Below are 21,809 nucleotides of genomic sequence, written 5' to 3'. Positions count from 1 at the left end.
CCGTTCAGGCGTGGCGTGCTGGAATCCGCTCAAGAACGTTGCGGATCGTCCGCAAGGAGCCGGTTATGAAAAGTACTACCACCACTGCCCTGGTCGCCGCTGGCGCGCTGCTCGTTGGCGGCATCGCCACTGCTGCTTTCATGAAGAGCGGCAGCTCCTCGCCGGACGCCCCGACCGCCGCGCAGACCCGGCCCTCCCTCGATACCACCCCGCTCACCGATGACGGTGCCCGTACCGATGCCGTGGCCCTGGAAGACAAGGCCGGCAAGCTGGAATACGCCGACGTGGTCAAGGTCGATCCGCTGACCCGCAAGGAAAAGGCCTACGCCACCGTGATCGGCACCGAGCCGGTGCGCGAAACCTCGACCACGCAGACCCCGCATGAAGTCTGCCAGGACGTGGTGGTGCAGGAACGCCTGCCGGAGCGCGACGGCAACGTCGGCGGCACGGTGGCCGGTGCGGTGATCGGCGGCCTGCTGGGCAACCAGGTGGGCGGCGGCAACGGCAAGAAGGCGGCAACCGCCGCCGGCGCGGTGGCCGGTGGCCTGATCGGCAACCAGGTGGACAAGCGCCATGTGGGCGGCCGCGTGGTCAACCGCACCGAGCGTCAGTGCCATACCGAAACGGCGACGTCCGAGTCGACCCGGGTCACCGGCTACAACGTGACCTACCGCAATGAAGACGGCACCACCGGCACGATGCGCATGGCCAGCAAGCCGGGCAACCGCATCGCGATGGGCACCAGCAATGCGGTCACCGGTTACAACGTGACCTACCGCTACGATGGCGTGGAAAAGACCGTGAAGATGGACAACAAGCCCAGCAGCGATCGCCTGCCGGTGATCGACGGTCAGCTGGTCACCCAGACCGCGTCGCTGGATGCCAACCGGCAGTAAGCGCCACGCATCCCGCTGCATCAACGACACGCCGGCCCTGCGCCGGCGTGTTGCGTTGCGGGGCCTGCCATGCCGTCCACGTTCTGCGATCATGAGCGGCGCAGCCAACGGGACCGCCGCATGAGCATTGTCGATCTTGCACTGGAAACCGACCGCCTGATCCTGCGCCCGCCGCGCGTCGAGGATTTCGATGCCTTCCTGCGCTTCTGCAGTGACCCGGAGGTGATGCAGTACCTCGGTGGCGTGATGCCGCCCTCGCAGGCCTGGCGCAGCTTCAGCTGCCTGGTCGGCAGCTGGCATCTGTATGGCTTCTCGATGTTTTCGGTGATCGAGAAGGCGACCGGCGCGTGGGTGGGGCGCATGGGGCCGTGGCAACCGCTGGACTGGCCCGGCACGGAAGTGGGCTGGAGCATCCGCCGCGAGAGTTGGGGCAAGGGCTACGCGCCGGAGGCGGCGGTGGCCAGCATCGACTGGGCCTTCGACACCCTGGGCTGGGACGAGGTGATCCACACCATCGAGCCGTCCAACATCAATTCCCAGGCGGTGGCGCGCAAGCTCGGCAGCACCCTGCTGCGCATGGGCGAGCTGCCGCCGCCGCACGCGGGCATCCCGATGGAAATCTGGGGGCAGTCGCGCGCGCAGTGGCGCCAGCGCCGGCACGCCTGAGCGCGATGCTGCACCCGCGCTTGGCAAGCCGCGTCGCTTGCGGCCAGACTCGTCGTTGCGGGCAGCCCGCCCGCATCTGAGGCGAGAGGGTGGCGATGACGTCGGTGCGGGCTCCTTTGACGGTCTACGGCATGTCCGTATCGGGCAACTGCCACAAGGTGCGGATGCTGCTGGAACACCTTGGCAGCCGCTACCACTGGGTCGAGGTGGACAGCGCGAACGGCCAGACCCACACGCCGGCGTTCCTGGCGCTGAACCCCAACGCCAAGGTGCCGCTGGTGCAGCGCGACGATGGCCGGGTACTGCCCGAGTCGAACGCGATCCTGTTCTGGCTGGCCGAGGGCACGCCGTACCTGTCCACCGACGGCTGGGAACGCGCGCAGACGCTGCGCTGGATGTTCTTCGAACAGTACAGCCATGAGCCCTGCGTGGCCGTGGCCCGTTTCATCCGCGGCTGGACCGCCATCGATTCGCCACGCCGTGCCGAGCTGCCGCAGTTGCAGGCGCGTGCGGCACAGGCGTTGGCGGTGATGGAGCAGCACCTCTCGCAGGCCGACTGGTTCAGCGGCCGCCAGTACGGCATCGCCGATATCGCACTGTTCGCCTACACCGATGTTGCCGCCGATGGCGGTGTGGCGCTGGCGCCGTATCCGGCGGTCGTGGCGTGGTTGCAGCGGGTGCGCGCCCAGCCCGGCTTCGTGCCGATGCCACCGGTATCGCCGCAGGTGCAGGCGCTGCTCGCACAACCGGCCTGACCTGCGTACCCGATCGCTTCTGCAGCACCTCACGGAGGGTGATGGATGTTTGCCGTGGTTCCCGATCCGATTCCCGCACGCATGAAAGGCCTCAACCGGGCCGAGATCTGCGATGCCAACTTCATCGACTTCGTGCAGCAGTGGCGCGGTTCCGCCGCGCCGCGGCCCGAGCCGGGCGCACCGATCCTGCCTGGCAGCACGCTGGACGCACAGGGCTTTGGTGAGCTGCTGGAGTCCCAGCTGATCAGCCGCCACCTGGACCTGATGGCGCGCGTACTGCGCGTGCAGAACAAGGTCTTCTACACCATCGGCTCGTCCGGCCACGAAGGCAATGCGCTGGTCGCGCGGCTGGCCCGGCATACCGATCCCGCGTTCCTGCACTACCGTTCCGGCGGCTTCATGGCCGAACGGTTCCGCAAGCTGCCGGGGATGGACCCGGTGATGGATGCGGCGCTGTCCTTCGCCGCCAGCCGCGACGATCCGGCCAGTGGCGGCCGCCACAAGGTCTGGGGCAGCAGGCCGCTGTGGGTGCTGCCGCAGACCTCCACCATCGCCTCGCACCTGCCCAAGGCGCTGGGAACGGCAATGGCGATCGAGAGCGGGCGGCGCATCGGCCATCGCCTGCCGATCCCGGATGACAGTGTGGTGATCTGCTCCTTTGGCGATGCATCGGCCAACCACGCGTCCGCCCAGACCGCCTTCAACACGGCCGCGTGGGCGGCGCACCAGCGGCTGCCGGCACCGATCCTGTTCGTCTGCGAGGACAACGGCATCGGCATCTCGGTGAAAACCCCGGACGGCTGGATCGCCGCGAGCTTCAGCCATCGTCCGGGCCTGGACTACTTCGTCGCCGATGGCCTGGACCTGGCCAACGGGCACGATCCGGTCCAGCGTGCGCTGGCGCATTGCCGGCAGACGCGACGGCCGACGTTCCTGCACCTGCGCACCACGCGCCTGATGGGTCACGCCGGTACCGATTTCGAGATCGAGTGGCGGCCGCTGGCGGAACTGTGCGCCGCCGAGGCGGCCGACCCGCTGCTGCGCTCGGCGCAGATCGCGCTGGAATCGGGCTGGATGACCCGGGACCAGCTGCTGGCCGACTACGAGGCGATGCGGCACCGCTGCTTCGCGGCGGCTGACGAAGCCGATCGCCGCCCCAAGCTGTCCGCGCTGGACGACATCGTCGCGCCGCTGGCGCCGTACTCGCCGGCGGCGGTGCGTGCCGAAGCCGAACGCGTGCCGGATGCGGCGGCGCGCGAAGCGGCCTATGGGGGCGCGGCGCAGCTGCCCGAGCGCCTGCCACCGCGCCACCTGGCGGTCCAGATCAACCAGGCGTTGCATGAGGTGATGGCCAAGTACCCCTCGACCCTGCTGTTCGGCGAGGACGTGGCGCAGAAGGGCGGGGTGTACACGGTGAGCAAGGGCTTGCTCAAGGCGTTCGGTCCGCGCCGGGTGTTCAACACGCTGCTGGATGAAACCATGATCCTGGGCATGGCGCAGGGCCTGGCCAACCTGGGCATGCTGCCGATCCCGGAGATCCAGTACCTGGCGTACCTGCACAACGCCATCGACCAGCTGCGCGGCGAAGCGTGTTCGCTGCAGTTCTTCTCCAACGACCAGTACCGCAACCCGATGCTGGTGCGCGTGGCCGGGCTCGGCTACCAGAAAGGCTTCGGCGGCCACTTCCACAACGACAATTCGATCACCGCGCTGCGCGACATCCCCGGCCTGGTGGTGGGGTGCCCCTCGCGGGGCGACGACGCGGTGCAGATGCTGCGCACGCTGGCCGCACTGGGCCGGGTGGACGGCCGCGTGGCGGTATTCCTGGAGCCGATCGCGCTGTACATGACCAAGGACCTGCACGCGCCGGGCGACGGCCAATGGCTGTTCGACTACCCGCCCCCGGGCCAGCCGGCGATGCTGCCCGGCGAGGGCCGGGTGTATGCCCCGGACGCCAACGACCTGGTGATCTTCACCTTCGGCAATGGCGTGCCGATGAGCCTGCGCGCCGCGCGCGGCATCGAGGCCGCGCTGGGCTGGCAGGTGCGGGTGGTGGACCTGCGCTGGCTGGTGCCGCTCAATGCGGCCTTCATCGCCGAGCAGGGTGCCACCGCGCAGCGCATCCTGGTGGTGGACGAGGGGCGGCACAGTGCGGGGGTGGGGGAGGGCATCATCACCGCGCTGGTCGAGGCCGGTCTCGGCCACCTGCCGCTGCAGCGGGTCTGCGGCGCCGACACCTATACGCCGTTGGCGGGGGCAGCAATCTCGGTGCTTCCAAGCGACAATGCGGTCCTGAGCGCCGCACGGGTGTTGGCGCAGGATCTCTGACGCATGTGTGGATTGGCAGGAATGCTGCTGCCCGCTCCCGGGCTGGAGCAGGCAGCACTGGAACACCGGGCGCGCGCGATGGGCGATGCGATGGTCCATCGCGGGCCGGACGACAGTGGCGTCTGGGCCGATGCGACAGCGGGCATCGCCCTGGCGCATCGCCGGCTGAGCATCCTGGACCTGTCACCGCTGGGCCATCAGCCGATGGCCTCGGCGGACGGCCGTTACGTGCTGGCCTACAACGGCGAGGTCTACAACTTCGCGTCCCTGCGCGCCGAACTGGAGGCGCTGGGCCACGGCTTCCGTGGGCACTCGGATACCGAAGTGCTGCTGGCCGCGATCAGCCAGTGGGGGCTGGACGAGACCCTGCAGCGGAGCAATGGCATGTTCGCCATCGCGCTCTGGGACCGCGCCGAGCAATGCCTGTGGCTGGCGCGCGACCGGGTTGGCAAGAAACCCCTGTATTACGGCTGGGCCGGTGGCGCACTGGTGTTCGGCTCCGAGCTGAAGGCGCTGTGGCAACACCCGGACTTCGACAACGGCGTGGACCGCGACGCGCTGACCCTGCTGCTGCGGCTGGACTACATCCCCGCGCCGCACTGCATCCACGAACGCTGTTTCAAGCTGCTGCCTGGCCGGGTCCTGCGGCTGGATGCGCAGGCGGTGGCGGCCGGTGCCGGCGCGCACCGGCCGGACCAGATGCAGCAGCCGTTCTGGAACGCGCGCGAGCGCATGCAGCAGGCGCTGGCCGACCCGTTCATCGGCAGCGACAGTGAGGCCGAAGAACGCCTGGATGCGATCCTGCGCGATGCGGTGGCGCTGCGCATGGTGGCCGACGTGCCGGTGGGCGTGTTCCTGTCCGGCGGCACCGATTCGTCGGTGGTCGCCGCGCTGATGCAGGCGCAGTCGCCCACGCCGATCCACAGTTTCAGCATTGGCTTCGAGGGTTCGCACCACGATGAAGCGCCGTTGGCCAAGGCGCTGGCCACCCATCTGCAGTGCGATCACACCGAACTGTATGTCAGCGGCGCCGATGCGCTGGCGGTGGTGCCCACGCTGCCGGCGATGTTCGACGAGCCGTTCGCCGATGCCTCGCAGGTGCCCACCGCGCTGGTGGCGCGGCTGGCCCGCGGCAAGGTCACGGTGGCGCTGTCCGGCGACGGCGGCGACGAGCTGTTCTTCGGCTATGGCCGCTACCAGCGTGCGCTGCGCAACTGGACGATGCTGGGCCGTGTGCCGGCGCCGCTGCGGCGCTGGATGGCCGGGCGCGCGCAGGGGCAGGGCGAGGCGTCGCGTACCGGCGGCCTTGCCGCGCTGCTGGCCGAGGCCGGCGCGCGCGGCATCGGTGATGTGTACCGCAACCGCATCACGCGCTGGCGCGATCCGGTGGCGGCGGTGCCTGGCGCCACGGCGGCCGGCAGTTTCTATGACCTGGCCGATCCGCTGCACGGTGCCGGCTCGCCTGCCGACGCGATGATGCTGGCCGATTTCAGCACCTATCTTCCAGACGACCTGCTGTGCAAGGTGGACCGCACCAGCATGGCGGTGAGCCTGGAGGCGCGCGCGCCGCTGCTCGACTGGCGGGTGGCCGAGTTCGCCTGGTCACTGCCGATGTCGCTCAAGCACCGCGATGGCGTCAGCAAGTACCTGCTCAAGCGCGTGCTCGGCCGCTATGTGCCGCAGGACATGGTGCACCGGCCCAAGCGCGGGTTCGGTGCGCCGGTCAGCGAGTGGCTCAAGGGCGACCTGCGCGGCTGGGCGGACGAACTGCTGGCCCCGGCCCGGCTGGCCGCCGAAGGCGTGTTCAACGTGGCGGCGGTGGCCCCGCTGTGGCAGCAGTTCCAGCAGGGCGAGCGCAAATGGCATACGCACCTGTGGAACGTGCTGATGTTCCAGGCCTGGCAGGCGCACTGGCAGCAGGTCAGGGCCGGCGTCCGCCGCGGTTGATCGGCCGCCGCGCCCTGTCTGGCGGGGCGCTGGCGGCCTTCACCGCTGGCGAAGGCGCTGCCGCCTAGGCTGGGCATTCCCACGACTGGAGATGCCTTCATGCCCGAATTCAAGATCGCCGTGCTGGTGGGCAGCCTGCGCAAGGGCTCGCACAATCAGGCGCTGGCCCACGCGCTGGAGAAGCTCGCGGCCGGCAAGGCCCGCTTCGATTACGTACAGATCGGCGATCTGCCGCTGTACAACCAGGATTTCGACAGGGACTATCCGGCACAGGGCGTGCGCCTGAAGCAGCAGATCCGCCAGGCCGACGCGGTGCTGTTCGTCACCCCCGAGTACAACCGCTCGGTGCCGGGCGTGCTCAAGAACGCCATCGACCTGGGCTCGCGGCCCTACGGCGACAGTGCCTTCGCCGGCAAGCCGGCCGCGGTGATCGGCGCGTCGATCGGCGTGATCGGCACCGCCCTGGCCCAGCAGCACCTGCGCAACATCCTGGCCTACCTGGACATGCCCGTTCTGGGCCAGCCGGAAGCCTTCCTGCATTTCAAGGAGGGCCTGATCGACGCGCAGGGCACGATCACCAACGAAGGCACGCAGGCGTTCCTGCAGGGTTTCGTGGATCGGTTCCTGGCCTGGATCGGCACGCACGGCGGTCAGCATTGAGTCGGGTGCATCTGCGATAATGTCCCCTGACGGGTACCGCAACGGTGCCCGTCGCCGCACTGCGACGGCCCCGGCCGATGCTGCCGGCCACCGCCGGTATGCCCCCAGCTCATCCACTGCTTATCCACAGGTTTGTGCATGGCTGCGGCAGTCGCTGCGTGCCTACCATGTCCCACGCCTCATACCCCGCAGGAAGTACGTCCCCATGTCCGCCCGCTCTGGCTTCCGTTCCGACCGCAAAGACCGCGGTGACCGTTTCGACCGCGACGAGATGCGCATCGATGCATTGCGCGTTCCGCCGCATTCGATCGAGGCCGAACAGGCGGTGCTGGGCGGTCTGATGCTGGCGCCGGAAAGCTACGACCGGGTCAACGACCAGTTGACCGAAACCGACTTCTACCGCCGCGATCACCAGATGATCTACCGGGCGATCCGCGAGCTGTCCGAGCGCGACCGGCCGTTCGATGCGGTCACCCTGGGCGAATGGTTCGAGTCGCAGGGAAAGATGGAGCTTGTTGGCGATGGCGCGTACCTGATCGAACTGGCCAGCACCACGCCGTCGGCGGCCAATATCGCCGCCTACGCCGAGATCGTGCGCGACAAGGCGGTGCTGCGGCAGCTGATCCAGGTTGGTACCGACATCGTCAACGACGGTTTCCAGCCTGAAGGCCGCGAGAGCAGCGAGCTGCTGTCGGCGGCGGAGAAGTCCGTGTTCGCCATTGCCGAGCAGGGCGCGCGTGGCCGCACCGATTTCGTGGCGATGCCCGGCGCGCTGAAGGATGCCTTCGAGGAACTGCGCAACCGCTTCGAGAACGGCGGCAACATCACCGGCCTGCCGACCGGCTATGCCGACTTCGATGCGATGACCGCCGGCCTGCAGCCGACCGACCTGATCATCCTTGCCGCGCGTCCGGCGATGGGCAAGACCACCTTCGCCCTGAACATTGCCGAGTACGCCGCGATCAAGTCCAAGAAGGGCGTGGCGGTGTTCTCGATGGAAATGTCGGCCTCGCAGCTGGCGATGCGCCTGATTTCCTCCAACGGCCGCATCAATGCGCAGCGCCTGCGTACCGGCCAGCTCGAGGACGAGGACTGGAGCCGCGTCACCGGCGCGATCCGGATGCTGAAGGAAACCAAGATCTTCATCGACGATACGCCGGGCGTGTCGCCGGAGATCCTGCGGTCCAAGTGCCGCCGCCTCAAGCGCGAGCACGACCTGGGCCTGATCGTGATCGACTACCTGCAGCTGATGAGCGTGCCGGGCAACAGCGAGAACCGCGCGACCGAGATCTCGGAGATCTCGCGGTCGTTGAAGGGCCTGGCCAAGGAACTGAACGTGCCGGTGATCGCGCTGTCCCAGCTCAACCGCTCGCTGGAAACGCGTACCGACAAGCGTCCGGTGATGGCCGATCTTCGCGAATCCGGCGCTATCGAGCAGGACGCGGACATGATCGTGTTCATCTACCGCGACGACTACTACAACAAGGAAAACTCGCCGGACAAGGGCCTGGCCGAGATCATCATCGGCAAGCACCGTGGTGGCCCCACCGGTTCGTGCAAGCTCAAGTTCTTCGGCGAATACACCCGCTTCGACAACCTGTCGCACGATTCGGTGGGCTCCTTCGAGTAATCCGCCGGTGCGGTCGCCATTTGCGACCGCCTTCACAATTCTCTACAGTTCTGCTCCAACCGGCCGTTATCGGGCCGGTGCAGGGGGAGCTTCCTGAGCGCACCGTCGTCAAGACGGTCGTCGTCGGAGGCTGTTGGATCAGGATCATCACCGCGACTGCCGGCCGACAAGAGGTCACGGCGGTGCGCGTTGAAAGGATGCGGGAAGAGTGCGGATGCCGGTTGCAGGGAAGGGAAGGCTGGCGCGCGCGCTGGCATGGGTGAGCGTGGGGATGCTGCAGCTGGTCGCCGGCATCGGTCTGGCCAGTGCTGCGTCGGTGGGCTGCACGACGGTCAACGGCATGAACGGCGCAGGCCCGGTGGTAATGGCCAACCAGACGCCAGCGCAGTTCCTGCAGGGCGACATGCTGACCGTCTCGTTCGAGGACAGCGGATTGGATCCCGGCGGCAACGGAGATGAATCGGACGCGGTCATCCTGCACGGGTACAGCCTGAATCCGCGGCTGTACGACTACCGCAGCTCCAGCGGTACGGCCGGACCGCATTCGATCACCCTGCCGGCGGGCTTTCTCGCCAGCAACGGGCTTTTCCTCAACATCATCCACGAAAACGGGTACATCTCCCGGGTGAACGTGCAGTGCACCAGCACCGCCGCCACGCTGTTGGCGCTGACGACGACCGCGCTGCCGGCCATGACGTTCGGCAGCAGCATCGACCAAACCCTGACCGCCACCGGTGGCACCGCTCCCTACACCTTCGCGGTCACTGGCGGGCGCCTGCCGACCGGTCTGTTGCTGGCGTCGAATGGGCGCCTGACGGGCACCCCTGTCGAATACGGCCCGTACAACGTCACCATTTCCGTGACCGATACCGCCAACGCCAACGCGTGGGTCGCCTATGGCGGCAGCGTGAGGGCAGGGAAACCGGACGCACCCACCGGCGTGGTCGCCACCGGTGGCGATGGCGAAGCCACCGTTTCGTTCCAGGCCCCGGTCCAGAGCGGTGGAGTGCCGATCAGCCGGTACGTGGTCACCGCCTCGACTGGCGAGCAGACAACCGGCACGGCCTCGCCGATCCGCATGGGAGGGCTCACCAATGGCCTCGCGCTGCAGTTCCGCGTGCGCGCCGACAACGGCACCGAGGTCGGCCCGGTGTCGGCGCCGAGCAACACGGTCGTTCCGAAGGGCAGCCAGACGATCAGCTTCCCGGGACCGACCCAGCGGGGAGTTGGCCAGGTGGTGCCGTTGACTGCCACGGCCAGCAGCGGCCTGCCTGTGCAGTACACAAGCCGCACGCCCCTGGTGTGCGCGATCGACGGGGTCACCAGCGTCAAGTTGCTGATGACCGGCACCTGCATGGTGCTGGCCGAGCAGCCGGGCACCGCCAGCATCGCAGAGGCGTCTCCGGTGCAGCTTGTCTTCACCGTGCTGCCCGGTACGCCCTCGGCACCCACCCTGCTTCGCGTTGAACGGGTCGGTGCCTCCGGCGTGGATGTGTACTTCGATGCGCCTGCCACCACCGGCGGCGCGCCGATCAGCAGCTACGAGGTCATCACCCTGCCGGGGTTGGCCGTGATGACAGGTACGTCCAGCCCGATGCGGGTCACTGGCCTGCAGTCCGGGGCCACCTACACCTTCCTGGTGCGTGCGCGCACCGCCGGAGGCCCGGGCCCGCCGTCGGCGGCGTCCAGCCCGGTCACCATGCCCAGCGTGCCGCGCGTGACGACGGTTCGGGTGCCGGCGGCCGGCCACTATGCGGCCGGCCAGACGTTGGCCTTCCAACTGGTCTTCGACCAGCCGGTGCAGGTGACGGGTACGCCGCAGCTGATGCTGGTGATCGGCAGCGAGCGCGTGGCGGCGCAGTACGACGCCGGCTCGGGCGGCACCACGCTTGATTTCCGTTACACCGTACTGCCCGGCCAGCGGGATCTGGACGGGATCGCGATCGAATCGCTCGGATTGAACGGGGGCACCCTGCGCAACGCCGACGGCGTCAATGCGGTGCTGCTCCTGGCCGGCGTCGGTTCCACCGCTGGCATCACCGTGGGCATCGTGGCGCCCGATGCGCCGACCATCACCGCCGTCCGTGCGGACGACGGTACGGCGACGGTGACCTTCGATCCGCCGCTGCAGAACGGCGGTGGCACGGTGTTGGGCTACACGGTCACCGTGCAGCCCGGTGGCCTGCAGGTGCCGGCAGCGCAATCGCCGGCGGTGCTGACCAACCTGCGCAACGGTACGGCGTACAGCTTCACCGTCGCGGCGCGCAACGCGGCCGGTACGGGCGCGGCCTCGGCGCTGTCGGCACCGGTGGTGCCGATGGCCGACCAGCAGATCCAGTTCGCCGATCCGGGCCCGCAGGACCTCGGCACGTCGCCGCGGCTGACCGCCACCGCCAGCAGCCAGTTGCCGGTGCAGTGGACGGCCACCACACCGGCGGTGTGCAGCGTGGGCGCCGACGGCACGCTGACCCTGCTGGCGGCCGGCACCTGCGGCATCGATGCCGACCAGCCCGGCGACGCCGCCACCCGTGCCGCCGCGCGCGTCTCGCACCGGTTCGCGGTACGCGCCGTTGCACCCGGTGCGGCGGCGATCGTGCAGGTCGTGCTGGTGTCCGGCGACACCGCCGAAATCAGCTTCGTGGCGCCGGCGTTCGACGGCGGCAGCCCGATCACCGGCTACCTGCTGCAGGCGCTGCCCGGCGGGCAGAGCGTGCGCGGCGCGGGCAGCCCGCTGCGCATCAGTGGCCTGCCGGCCGGCATCGCGCAGCGCTTTACCGTTACCGCCATCAACAGCGTGGGCAGCGGCGCGGCTTCGGCGCCCTCGGACGCGTTGACCGTGCTGGATGCGCCGCGCGTGCTGCGGGTGACCCCGCCGGCAGCCGGCCGATATCTGGCCGGTCAGGTACTGGAATTCCAGGTCGGCTTCGATCAGGCGCTGCAGGTTGGCGCACCGCCAGTGCTGCAGCTGCGCATCGGCGCGCACCAACGCGACGCGCTGCTGCTCGCCCAGGCGGCCGACGCACAGGGCACGGTGCTGCGGTTCGGTTACACCGTCCAGCCCGACGACCTGGATGAGGATGGAATCGCCGTGGAGACACTGCAGGCGGCAGCCGGCAGCCTGCGCAACGCCCAGGGCACCGCCGCGGCGACGGCGCTGCAGGGTGTGGGCAGCACCGTCGCGGTGCTGGTCGGCGTCGAACTGCCGGGTGCGCCGATGGATGTGCGCGGCGTGGCGGCCGATGGGCAGGTGCAGGTGTACTTCGTTGCGCCGGCCCGCGCTGGCAGCGGTGCCATCCTCGACTACACGGTCAGCGCGCAACCGGGCGGCATCACCACCACCGGCAGCGGCTCGCCGATCACATTGACCGGCTTGGCCAACGGTACCGCCTACCGCTTCACCGTGGTTGCACGGAGCGAGCACGGGCAGGGCTTCGCCTCTGCCGCCTCGGCCGCGGTCACCCCGCTGCCGGTGCTGGGCGCGGCGGACAGCCGCATCGGCATCGCCTACGGCGCGGGCGCTACCGTGCTGCCGCTGACGCTGCAGGGCACGGCCACCCGTGTCGACATCGTCCGCGCGCCGCAGTACGGCACGGTGGACGTGCAGGGCAGCACGCTGCGCTACACACCGCACGCCGGTTACGCCGGTACCGACAGCGTGGCGTACACCGCCAGCGATGCCTTCAGCACGTCCGCACCCGCGACGGTGACGATCACCGTGGCTGCGCCGAGCGTGGCGATCGACGACATCACGCCGGGTGTGGTGACTGCCGGCAGCGCGTTCACGCTGGCGTTGACCAGCCGTGGCGGCAGTGCGCCTTACCGCTATGCGCTGGTGGGCGGTGCATTGCCGACCGGCATGGCGCTGACCCCGGCCGGCCAGCTCACCGGCACGCCGGTGGTCGCCGGCCGCTTCACCGTCGAGGTGGAGGTCACCGACAGCAGCACCGGCGACGGTCCGTTCCAGGCCCGCCGCAGCGTGGTGCTGGTGGTGGACCCGCCGCAGATCCTCCCGGGCGACACCGCACCGCCGGACGTCGTCCTGGGGCAGGCCCTGAGCACGCGCCTGCCGGTGCGTGGCGGCGTCGCCCCGTATGCGTTCCGGCTGCTGTCCGGCGCGCTGCCGCCGGGTTTGCTGTTGACGGCCGATGGCCTGCTTGAAGGCACCGCCACCCAGGCCGGCACGTTCGAGGTGCAGGTCGAGGTCCGCGATGCGCACGGCTTTACCGCCGCGCTGGGCTACCGCTTCGCGGTGGCGCAGGCCGCGCAGGCGATCAGCGCGTTCGTGGCCGATCCTGGCACGCCGGTGTTCAGCGCGGGCGGCAGCTTCCTGCTGAGCGCCCAGGGCGGCGCCTCCGGGCAGCCGGTCGTGTTCGCCAGCACCACCCCGGCGGTGTGCAGCGTCGACGGTCCGCGTGTGGTCATGCTGGCGTCCGGGCGGTGCAGCCTGACCGCCGACCAGGCCGGCGATGCCAATCACCAGGCCGCCGCACAGCAGCGCCTGGACGTGGACATCGCCGCGGCGGTGCCGGTGCTGGCCTGGCAGGCAGACATGTCGCGTCTGCTCGAGCAGGGCAGCTTCGATCTGCCGCTGCCGACCAGTGTCAGCCCCGGTGCGTTCACCTTCCACAGCAGTGCGCCGGCGGTGGCCAGCATCGACGGGCGCACGGTCCACGTGCACGCCGAAGGCAGCGCCGTGATCACCGCGCAGCAGGCCGCCAGCGGCGGTTACGCCGCCGCCCGCGTGGAACTGCGGCTGGCGGTCAATGTGCGCCCCGACCCGACCCGCGACCCGGGCGTGACCGGGCTGCTGCAGGCGCAGGTCGATGCCAGCGTGCGCTTTGCCGCCGCACAGCAGGGCAACATCCGTGACCGCCTGCGGCAGGTGCGCGACGGTGGCAACGCCGCCAGCAACACGCTGTCGGTGTCCAGTGGCGGTGGCGGCCCCAACGCCGCATCGCTGCCGCTCGGCAGTGCGCTCGGTACCGGCGCGGCATGGTTGCCGGCCGGCTGGGGAACCTGGGCGGCGGGCACGGCGAGCTACGGCCGCGCAGGTGCCACCGCAGGGGGCCGCTATGACCTGCGCAGCGACGGGCTGAGCGTGGGTGTGGACCGCCGTCTCGGCGAACGCACGCTGCTCGGCGTGGCCGGCAGCGTGGGCCGCAACGACAGCGACCAGGACGACGATCGCACCCGCCTGCGCGCCGACCAGCGCTCGCTGGCGCTGTACGGCCTGTGGCGTGGCAACGCGCACCTGTACGTGGACGCGATGATCGCCACCGGCAACCTGCAGTTCGATCTGCAGCGCTGGAGCACCGATGCCGATGCGCTGGCGCAGGCGCGGCGCGATGGCACGCAGTGGTTCGGTTCGCTTGGCCTGGGCTACGAGCAGATGCTGGCGGCGACCCGACTGACCGGCTACGCCCGCTGGGATGCCAGCCGTACCACCCTGGATGCCTACCGCGAGCAGGGTCTGGGCGTGCTGGATCTCGCCTATGGCCGCCAGACCGTGGAAAACCGCGCGCTGGCCATCGGGGTGGAGGGCAGTGCGCAGGTATCGGCCGAGAGCCGGTTGCGTCCGTTCTGGAGCATCGAGTACCGGCGTGCGCTGCAGGACCGCGGCACGGCCTCGCTGAACTACGCCACGTGGTCGCGGCCGCAGGACTACCAGGTGGCGCTGCGCAGCTACAACGACGACGTGCTGTCGTTGCAGGCCGGCGTGGATGTGGCGATCCAGCGGGGCTGGATCCTGTCGCTGCTGCTGGGGCATGAACAGGCGCGCGGCGCGGATCGTTCCAGCAGCGTCGGCCTGCGCCTGAGCGCGGGTGGGCAAGGCGGCACGGTGGAGTCGCCCCCGGTCCCGTGACCGGGCGGCGTGCCGGCCCCGGTCGGCACGCCGGTTTCATCGCCGCAGCGGCGGGTTCATCCGCGCTGCGGGGTGGTTCGTCGCAGCGCGCTTGCCGCGCTTCCCGGCGCCGGGCAACGTGGGCCGGTGGGCAACGACGCCCGGAGTCGAAGGAGACCGACGATGAAGACGCTGTTCGCGCTGGGGGTGTGGTGCCTGTTGTTCGTGCTGTGCTGGCCGCTGGCGGTCCTGGCCCTGGTGGCCTGGCCGTTCGTGTGGCTGTTGAGCCTGCCGTTCCGTCTGGTAGGTATCACCTTCTCGGCCCTCTTCGCGTTCCTGCGTGCGCTGTTCATGCTGCCGGCGCGCCTGCTGGGCGGCGGCCCGGTGGCCGCATGAGCCGGGTAGGGCCCGCGTTGCCCCGGCGCAGCGGCCCCCTTTAGACTGCCCGCTGTTTTGTCCAACAGGGATGTGGAATGACATTGTCGGGTCAGACGTTCATCCCGCTGTGCGAGCAGCACGCGCTGGGGCAGCACGCCGCCGCCCTGCAGCCCTGGCTGCGTCCACGTGTCGGCTGCAGCCGCACGGCCGATGCGGACGCGCCGATCGGTGCATCGCGCATCGGCGGTGGACCCGACGTGCCTGCGGGCTTCCAGTGGCCCACACGCAACGGCCGACCGCTGGATTTCCTGCTGCAGATCAATCTTGCCGACCTGCAGGGCCTGCAGTCGGGCCTGGACCTGCCCACGCAGGGGCTGCTGTCGTTCTTCTACGATGCCCAGGAACAACCCTGGGGCTACGACCCTGCTCATGGAGACGGCCATTGCGTCGTGCTGCTGGAGGCGGGCGAACTGCAGCGCCTGCCTGCGCCCGATCCCGAGGCGGCACTGCCACCGGCGGCGCTGGCGTTTCATCAGGGCTGGGGCCTGCCACATCCGTTCTCGGCCGAGGGCGAACGCATGGTCGAGGCGTTCCAGGCCGACGGCATCGACTGGGACGATGATGAGGTGGCCGACGACTATTACGACCTGGTGGACACGGTCGCCGATCATGGCGCGCCCCGCGCGGGCGAGCGGCATGCGCTGGGCGGGTACTCGCACAACGTGCAGGGCGACATGCAACTGGAAGCGCAGCTGGTCAGTCACGGGCTGTACTGCGGCAACCAGACCGGCTACCAGGACCCGCGCCGTGCGGCGCTGGAAGCGGGCAGTGGGGAATGGAGCCTGCTGCTGCAGCTCGATTCCGATGATCATGCGATGTGGGGCGATTCCGGAATGCTGTACTGGTGGATCCGCCGAGATGATCTGGCCGCGCGGGACCTGTCACGCACCTGGATGCGCCTGCAGTCCTGCTGAGCACGCGCGGGCCGTGAGGTAGTGCCGGCCGCTGGCCGGCTCCCCGCGGAGACGGGGGCCAACAGCGCCCACAAAAAACCCCGCCTTGGCGGGGTTTTTCGTTGCACCGGGGGTGTGCCGGCCACTGACCGGCAGCGCCCTCAGTTCGCCTTGTGGATCGAACGCTTGCCGACGGCCATCGCGGCGTCGTGCACCACTTCGGACAGCGACGGGTGGGCGTGGCAGATGCGCGCCAGGTCGTCGGCCGAACCGCTGAACTCCATCGTCAGCACGCCTTCGTGGACCAGCTCGGACACGTTCGCGCCAACCAGGTGCATGCCCAGGATGCGGTCGGTTTCCGCGTGCGCCAGCACCTTCACGAAGCCAGCCGGCTCGATCATGGCGACGGCACGGCCGTTGGCGGCGAACGGGAAGCTGCCGGCCTTGTACGGAATGCCTTCGTCCTTGAGCTGCTGCTCGGTCTTGCCGACCCAGGCCAGCTCCGGCTCGGTGTAGATGACCCACGGAATGGTGTCGAAGTTGACGTGGCCCGGCAGGCCCGCGATCAGCTCGGCCACCGCGATGCCTTCCTCGAAGCCCTTGTGCGCCAGCATCGGGCCGCGCACGCAGTCGCCGACCGCCCACACGCCATCAACGCCGGTGTGGCAATGGTCGTCCACTTCGATCTGGCCACGGGCGTTGATCTTGACGCCGGTGCCTTCGGCCAGCAGGCCCTTGGTGGCGGCGCGACGGCCAACGGCCACCAGCAGCTTGTCCACGACCAGGCTCTTTTCGCCTTCACCATCGGTGTAGGTCAGGGCGACTTCCTTCTTCTTGCCCTTGCCGGTCACTTCGGCCTTGGAGACCTTGGCACCCAGGCGGATGTCCAGACCCTGCTTCTTGAATTCCTTGGCGGCCACCTTGGCCACTTCGGCGTCGGCGGCAGCCAGGAAGTCCGGCAGCGCTTCCAGGATGGTCACTTCGGCGCCCAGGCGCTTCCACACACTGCCCAGTTCCAGGCCGATCACGCCGGCACCGATGACCGCCAGGCGGGCCGGCACTTCGGTGAAGTCCAGGCCGCCGACGTTGTCGACGATGGTGTCGCCGTCGAACTTGGCGAACGGCAGTTCGATCGAGTCCGAACCGGCGGCGATGATGACGTTGGTGCCCTTCAGCTCGACTTCCGAACCGTCGTGCTGCTTGACCTTGACGATGTTGCCCGGCTGCAGCTCACCGAAACCGTAGTACGGGGTGACCTTGTTGGCCTTGAACAGCATGCCGATGCCGCCGGTGAACTGCTTGACGATCTTGTCCTTGCGGCCAACCATCGCCTCGACGTCCATCTTGGCGTCCTTGAAGCTGATGCCGTGGTCGCCAAAGATGTGGCCCATGTTCCAGAACTGGCGCGAGGAATCCAGCAGCGCCTTGGACGGAATGCAGCCCACGCGCAGGCAGGTGCCGCCAAGGGCGGGCTTGCCGTCCTTGCCCAGCGCAGCGTCGATGCAGGCGGTCTTCAGACCCAGCTGCGCGGCGCGGATGGCGGCGTGGTAGCCGGCCGGGCCGGCACCGATGACGACGACGTCGAATTGTTCAGCCATTGAGATAGTCCTTGTTGCTTTACCAGAACCCCTCCGCGCAGGCGCGGAGGGGCGGGAGGTCTTACAGGCCGAACAGCATGCGGCCCGGGTTTTCCAGCTGGTTCTTGATGTCCACCAGGAACTGCACCGAGTCCTTGCCGTCGATGATGCGGTGGTCGTAGGACAGCGCCAGGTACATCATCGGCGCGATCACGACCTGGCCGTTCTGGGCGATCGGACGCTCCTTGATGGCGTGCATGCCCAGGATGGCGCTCTGCGGCGGGTTGATGATCGGCGTGGACAGCAGCGAACCGAAGGTGCCGCCGTTGGTCACGGTGAAGGTGCCGCCCTGCAGTTCTTCCAGGCTCAGCTTGCCGTCACGGGCCTTCTTGGCGTAGTCGGCGATGGTCTTTTCGATGTCGGCGAAGGACATGCGTTCGACGTTGCGCAGCACCGGGGTCACCAGACCCTTCTCGGTCGACACGGCGATCGAGATGTCCGAGTAGCCGTGATAGATGATGTCGTCGCCGTCGATCGAGGCATTGACCAGCGGGAAGCGCTGCAGCGCGTTGGCGGCGGCCTTCACGAAGAAGCTCATGAAGCCCAGCTTGATGCCGTGGGCCTTGACGAACTCGTCCTGCAGTTCCTTGCGCGCGGCCGAGACCTTGGACAGGTCGACCTCGTTGAAGGTGGTCAGCATGGCCGTGCTGTTCTTGGACTGCATCAGGCGCTCGGCGATGCGCTTGCGGATGCGGGTCATCGGCACGCGTTCTTCCGGACGTGCGCCACCGGCCTTGCCGGCGCCGCCGTTGCGGGCGAAGTTGACGATGTCTTCCTTGGTCACCGCACCGCGACGGCCGGTGCCGTCCACGTCGGCCGGATTCACGCCTTCGGTGATGGCGGTGAAGCGCGCGCCCGGGGGCAGGGCATCGGCGGCGGTCTTGGCAGCCGGTGCGGGAGCCGCCGCAGCGGCCGGAGCAGCGGCAGCAGCCGGAGCGGCCTCGGCCTTCTTTTCTTCCGCGGCCGGGGCCGGGGCAGCTGCCACGGCGCCTTCTTCGATGATGGCCACGACCTGGCTGGAGGTCACGGTGGCGCCCACCTCGAACTTGATTTCCTTCAGCACGCCATCGACCGGCGACGGCACTTCCAGAACGACCTTGTCGGTTTCCAGATCAAGCAGGTTTTCATCGCGCTTGACGGCATCGCCGACCTTCTTGTGCCAGGTGGCGATGGTGCCGTCGGCGACGGATTCGGGCAGTACCGGGGCTTTGACTTCGGTGGCCATGCGGGAGCTTCCTGGTTTGTCTTTTCTAGAATGAGGGAGGAGGTTATTCAGCGACCGAGTCGTTGAACGGGTTGACCAGCGCGTCGGCGATCAGCTTCTGCTGCTCGATGACGTGGTCAGCCATGTGTCCAGCGGCCGGCGATGCCGAACGGGCGCGACCTGCGTAGTGGATGCTCTGGCCATCGGCCAGGCATGCCTGCAGGTGGTGACGGATCTGGTACCAGGCACCCTGGTTCTGCGGTTCTTCCTGACACCACACCACATCGGCCGCCTTGCCGTACTTCTTCAGTTCCGCCGCCAGGGCCACGCGCGGGAACGGATACAGCTGTTCGACGCGGATGATGGCCACATCGTCCTGGCCGCGCTTGGTCTGGTCTTCCAGCAGGTCGTAGTAGACCTTGCCCGAACACAGCACCACGCGCTTGACCTGCTTGGCGTTCGCGTTGGCGTCGCCGATCAGGTGCTGGAACTCGCCGTTGGCCAGCTCGTCCAGGGTCGACACGGCCAGCTTGTGGCGCAGCAGCGACTTGGGCGACATCACCACCAGCGGCTTGCGGGTGGTCATGCGCATCTGGCGGCGCAGCATGTGGTACGCCTGCGCCGGGGTCGACGGCACGCACACCAGCATGTTTTCCAGCGCGCACAGCTGCAGGAAACGCTCCAGGCGGGCGGAGCTGTGCTCCGGGCCCTGGCCTTCGTAACCGTGCGGCAGCAGCAGGGTCAGGCCACTGATGCGGCCCCACTTGGCTTCGCCGGCAGCGATGAACTGATCGATCACGACCTGGGCGCCGTTGGCGAAGTCGCCGAACTGGCCTTCCCAGATGCACAGGGTGTTCGGATCGGTGGTGGAGAAGCCGTACTCATAGGCCATCACTGCTTCTTCGCTGAGCAGCGAATCGATGATGGTGGCCTGTTCCGGCGACTCGACCAGCTGGCGCAGCGGCAGGTAGTAGTTGTCGGTCTTCTGGTCGTGCAGGATCGCGTGGCGGTGCGTGAAGGTGCCGCGACCCACGTCCTGGCCGACCAGGCGCAGGCTGTTGCCTTCGTCCAGCACGGTGGCGTAGGCCAGGTTCTCGGCAAAGCCCCAGTCGCCCGGGATCTCGCCGGCGGCCATTTTGCGGCGGTCGTCATAGACCTTGGCCACGCGCGAGTGCAGCTCCACGCCTTCCGGCACGGTGTTGATCAGCTGTGCCAGCTGCTTGACCTTGTCGATGCCCACGGCAGTGGAGACCGGATCGGACAGCTTGCCGGCCAGCAGCTTCGGCCAGTCCACGTACATGCGGCTGGTGGCCGGGGTCTTCTCGACCGGCGCCAGCTCGGTGGTGACTTCACCGGCGTCGAGCTTGTTGCGGTACGCATCGACCAGCGCCTTGCCACCGTCCGCCGGAATCACGCCTGCGGCTTCCAGCTTGGCGGCATACAGCTCGCGGGTGGTCTGGTGCTTGCGGATCACCTGGTACATCAGCGGCTGGGTGATCGCCGGTTCGTCGGCCTCGTTGTGGCCCCAACGGCGGTAGCACATCAGATCGATGACCACGTCCTTGGCGAACTTCTGGCGGAACTCGAAGGCCAGCTGGGCGGCGAACACCACCGCTTCGGGATCATCGCCGTTCACGTGCAGCACCGGGGCGGCAATCATCTTGGCCACGTCGGTGGCATAGCGCGTGGAGCGCGTATCCAGCGGGTTGGAGGTGGTGAAACCGACCTGGTTGTTGACCACGATGTGCACCGTGCCACCAACGGCGAAGCCGCGGGCCTGGGACATCTGGAACAGTTCCATGACCACGCCCTGGCCGGAGAAGGCCGCGTCGCCGTGGATCAGGATCGGCATCACCTGCTTGCGGGCGGTATCGCCACGACGTTCCTGGCGCGAGCGTACGCTGCCGGCAACGACGGGGTCGGCGATTTCCAGGTGCGACGGGTTGAACGCCAGCGCCAGGTGGACCGCGCCGCCCGGGGTGGACACGTCGGCCGAGAAGCCCATGTGGTACTTCACGTCACCCGCCGAGGCGTGCTCGTCGTGCTCGAACTTGCCTTCGAATTCGTCGAACAGCTTGCGCGGGCTCTTGCCCAGCGTGTTGACCAGGACGTTCAGGCGGCCGCGGTGGGCCATGCCGATCACCACGTCCTTGACGCCATCCTTGCCGGCGTCACGGATGATGGTATCCATCATCGGGATCAGCGCATCGCCGCCTTCCAGCGAGAAGCGCTTCTGGCCGACGTACTTGGTGTGCAGGTAGCGTTCCAGGCCTTCAGCGGCCGTCAGGCGCTCCAGGGTGCGGCGCTGCGTGTCCGCATCCAGGTTGTAGTTGCCACCGGCGGTTTCCAGGCGCTGATACAGCCACTGGCGCTGCTCGACTTCGGAGATGTGCATGAATTCCGCACCGATCGAGCCGGTGTAGGTCTTCTGCAGGCGCTCCAGCAGGTCGCGCAGTTTCATGCGCGGCTGGCCGGCGATGCCGCCGGTGCTGAACTCGCTGCCCAGGTCGCTGTCGGACAGGCTGTGGAACGGCAGCCCCAGGTCCGGCGGGTTGGTCGGCGGGGTCAGGCCCAGCGGGTCCAGGCGGGCACCGAGGTGGCCACGCGAACGGTAGGCGGTGATCAGACGGCCGACATTGCGCTCGCGTTCGTCGCCGGCACCGGTGGCCGTGGCGCTGTTGCCAGCGTTTTTGGCGGCTTCGGTGATGTGGGCGATGACGGCCGAGTGCGGAATGTCACCGGCTTCGCGGCCCTTGAAGCCGTCGAAGTAGGTCTTCCATTTGGGATCGACACTGTCCGGAGAAACGAGGTACTGCTCGTACAGATCCTCGATATAGGAGGCGTTGCCGCCGGCGAGCTGCGAAGATTGCGCAAACTGCTTCAGTAGATTGTCCACGATGGAGGGTCGGATTC

13 protein-coding genes are annotated in these 21,809 nt (G+C 68.5%); 10 read left to right on the top strand and 3 right to left on the bottom strand.

Features of this window, described 5'->3' with window-relative positions:
* Window positions 1-65: 65 nt before the first annotated feature.
* The 10 genes from ACLB90_RS02355 to ACLB90_RS02310 all read left to right on the top strand — a co-directional run bounded on the left by ACLB90_RS02355 (window position 66) and on the right by ACLB90_RS02310 (window position 16,076).
* Window positions 66-896, top strand: coding sequence for a glycine zipper 2TM domain-containing protein (locus ACLB90_RS02355; RefSeq protein WP_411851448.1), 831 nt, complete (start codon window positions 66-68; stop codon window positions 894-896).
* 120 nt (window positions 897-1,016) lie between these two features.
* Window positions 1,017-1,562 carry a GNAT family N-acetyltransferase gene (locus ACLB90_RS02350; RefSeq protein WP_411851447.1) on the top strand — a complete coding sequence of 182 codons (546 nt, stop codon included), beginning with the start codon at window positions 1,017-1,019 and terminating at the stop codon, window positions 1,560-1,562.
* Window positions 1,563-1,657: 95 nt separating this feature from the next.
* Window positions 1,658-2,317 (top strand): glutathione S-transferase family protein, encoded by a 660-nt coding sequence (locus ACLB90_RS02345; protein WP_411852677.1) that lies wholly within the window; start codon window positions 1,658-1,660, stop codon window positions 2,315-2,317.
* 45 nt (window positions 2,318-2,362) lie between these two features.
* On the top strand, window positions 2,363-4,645 hold the full coding sequence (locus ACLB90_RS02340; RefSeq protein WP_411851446.1) for a thiamine pyrophosphate-dependent enzyme: 2,283 nt from the start codon (window positions 2,363-2,365) through the stop codon (window positions 4,643-4,645).
* Between the two features lie 3 nt (window positions 4,646-4,648).
* Window positions 4,649-6,592: an asparagine synthase (glutamine-hydrolyzing) gene (gene asnB / locus ACLB90_RS02335; protein ID WP_411851445.1), complete on the top strand. Its 1,944-nt coding sequence runs from the start codon at window positions 4,649-4,651 to the stop codon at window positions 6,590-6,592.
* Between the two features lie 99 nt (window positions 6,593-6,691).
* Entirely contained in the window at window positions 6,692-7,252 is a 561-nt protein-coding gene (locus ACLB90_RS02330; protein ID WP_411851444.1) for an NADPH-dependent FMN reductase, read from the top strand.
* 205 nt (window positions 7,253-7,457) lie between these two features.
* On the top strand, window positions 7,458-8,882 hold the full coding sequence (locus ACLB90_RS02325) for a replicative DNA helicase (protein WP_017357569.1): 1,425 nt from the start codon (window positions 7,458-7,460) through the stop codon (window positions 8,880-8,882).
* Between the two features lie 214 nt (window positions 8,883-9,096).
* Entirely contained in the window at window positions 9,097-14,745 is a 5,649-nt protein-coding gene (locus tag ACLB90_RS02320; protein WP_411851443.1) for a fibronectin type III domain-containing protein, read from the top strand.
* Window positions 14,746-14,907: 162 nt separating this feature from the next.
* A complete protein-coding gene (locus tag ACLB90_RS02315; protein ID WP_411851442.1) occupies window positions 14,908-15,120 on the top strand; it encodes a hypothetical protein in 213 nt (70 codons plus the stop codon).
* Between the two features lie 77 nt (window positions 15,121-15,197).
* The gene (locus ACLB90_RS02310) at window positions 15,198-16,076 is read left to right on the top strand and encodes a YwqG family protein (RefSeq protein WP_411851441.1); all 879 of its coding nucleotides are present in this window, start codon (window positions 15,198-15,200) and stop codon (window positions 16,074-16,076) included.
* Window positions 16,077-16,216: 140 nt separating this feature from the next.
* Here ACLB90_RS02310 and lpdA read toward each other — a convergent pair whose 3' ends face one another.
* From lpdA to ACLB90_RS02295, 3 genes are all read right to left on the bottom strand, one after another.
* Window positions 16,217-17,653, bottom strand: coding sequence for a dihydrolipoyl dehydrogenase (gene lpdA, locus ACLB90_RS02305; protein ID WP_411851440.1), 1,437 nt, complete (start codon window positions 17,651-17,653; stop codon window positions 16,217-16,219).
* 61 nt (window positions 17,654-17,714) lie between these two features.
* Window positions 17,715-18,917, bottom strand: a complete 1,203-nt coding sequence (gene sucB, locus ACLB90_RS02300; RefSeq protein WP_411851439.1) for a dihydrolipoyllysine-residue succinyltransferase — start codon at window positions 18,915-18,917, stop codon at window positions 17,715-17,717.
* Window positions 18,918-18,960: 43 nt separating this feature from the next.
* Window positions 18,961-21,792 (bottom strand): 2-oxoglutarate dehydrogenase E1 component, encoded by a 2,832-nt coding sequence (locus ACLB90_RS02295; RefSeq protein ID WP_411851438.1) that lies wholly within the window; start codon window positions 21,790-21,792, stop codon window positions 18,961-18,963.
* Window positions 21,793-21,809 lie beyond the last annotated feature (17 nt).

Origin of the sequence: Stenotrophomonas sp. LGBM10 (assembly GCF_046736075.1) — a bacterium.
Classification (GTDB): Bacteria; Pseudomonadota; Gammaproteobacteria; order Xanthomonadales; family Xanthomonadaceae; genus Stenotrophomonas.
This window is presented reverse-complemented; position numbering and strand designations above follow the sequence as displayed.

Excerpts from the sequence above, each read along its gene's own strand:
- ACLB90_RS02330 (WP_411851444.1), top strand. The coding sequence starts at position 6,692 with ATGCCCGAATTCAAGATCGCCGTGCTGGTGGGCAGCCTGCGCAAGGGC.
- ACLB90_RS02355 (WP_411851448.1), top strand. The coding sequence starts at position 66 with ATGAAAAGTACTACCACCACTGCCCTGGTCGCCGCTGGCGCGCTGCTC.
- ACLB90_RS02310 (WP_411851441.1), top strand. The coding sequence starts at position 15,198 with ATGACATTGTCGGGTCAGACGTTCATCCCGCTGTGCGAGCAGCACGCG.
- sucB (WP_411851439.1), bottom strand. The coding sequence starts at position 18,917 with ATGGCCACCGAAGTCAAAGCCCCGGTACTGCCCGAATCCGTCGCCGAC.
- ACLB90_RS02315 (WP_411851442.1), top strand. The coding sequence starts at position 14,908 with ATGAAGACGCTGTTCGCGCTGGGGGTGTGGTGCCTGTTGTTCGTGCTG.
- ACLB90_RS02340 (WP_411851446.1), top strand. The coding sequence starts at position 2,363 with ATGTTTGCCGTGGTTCCCGATCCGATTCCCGCACGCATGAAAGGCCTC.
- lpdA (WP_411851440.1), bottom strand. The coding sequence starts at position 17,653 with ATGGCTGAACAATTCGACGTCGTCGTCATCGGTGCCGGCCCGGCCGGC.
- ACLB90_RS02320 (WP_411851443.1), top strand. The coding sequence starts at position 9,097 with ATGCCGGTTGCAGGGAAGGGAAGGCTGGCGCGCGCGCTGGCATGGGTG.
- ACLB90_RS02345 (WP_411852677.1), top strand. The coding sequence starts at position 1,658 with ATGACGTCGGTGCGGGCTCCTTTGACGGTCTACGGCATGTCCGTATCG.
- asnB (WP_411851445.1), top strand. The coding sequence starts at position 4,649 with ATGTGTGGATTGGCAGGAATGCTGCTGCCCGCTCCCGGGCTGGAGCAG.
- ACLB90_RS02350 (WP_411851447.1), top strand. The coding sequence starts at position 1,017 with ATGAGCATTGTCGATCTTGCACTGGAAACCGACCGCCTGATCCTGCGC.
- ACLB90_RS02325 (WP_017357569.1), top strand. The coding sequence starts at position 7,458 with ATGTCCGCCCGCTCTGGCTTCCGTTCCGACCGCAAAGACCGCGGTGAC.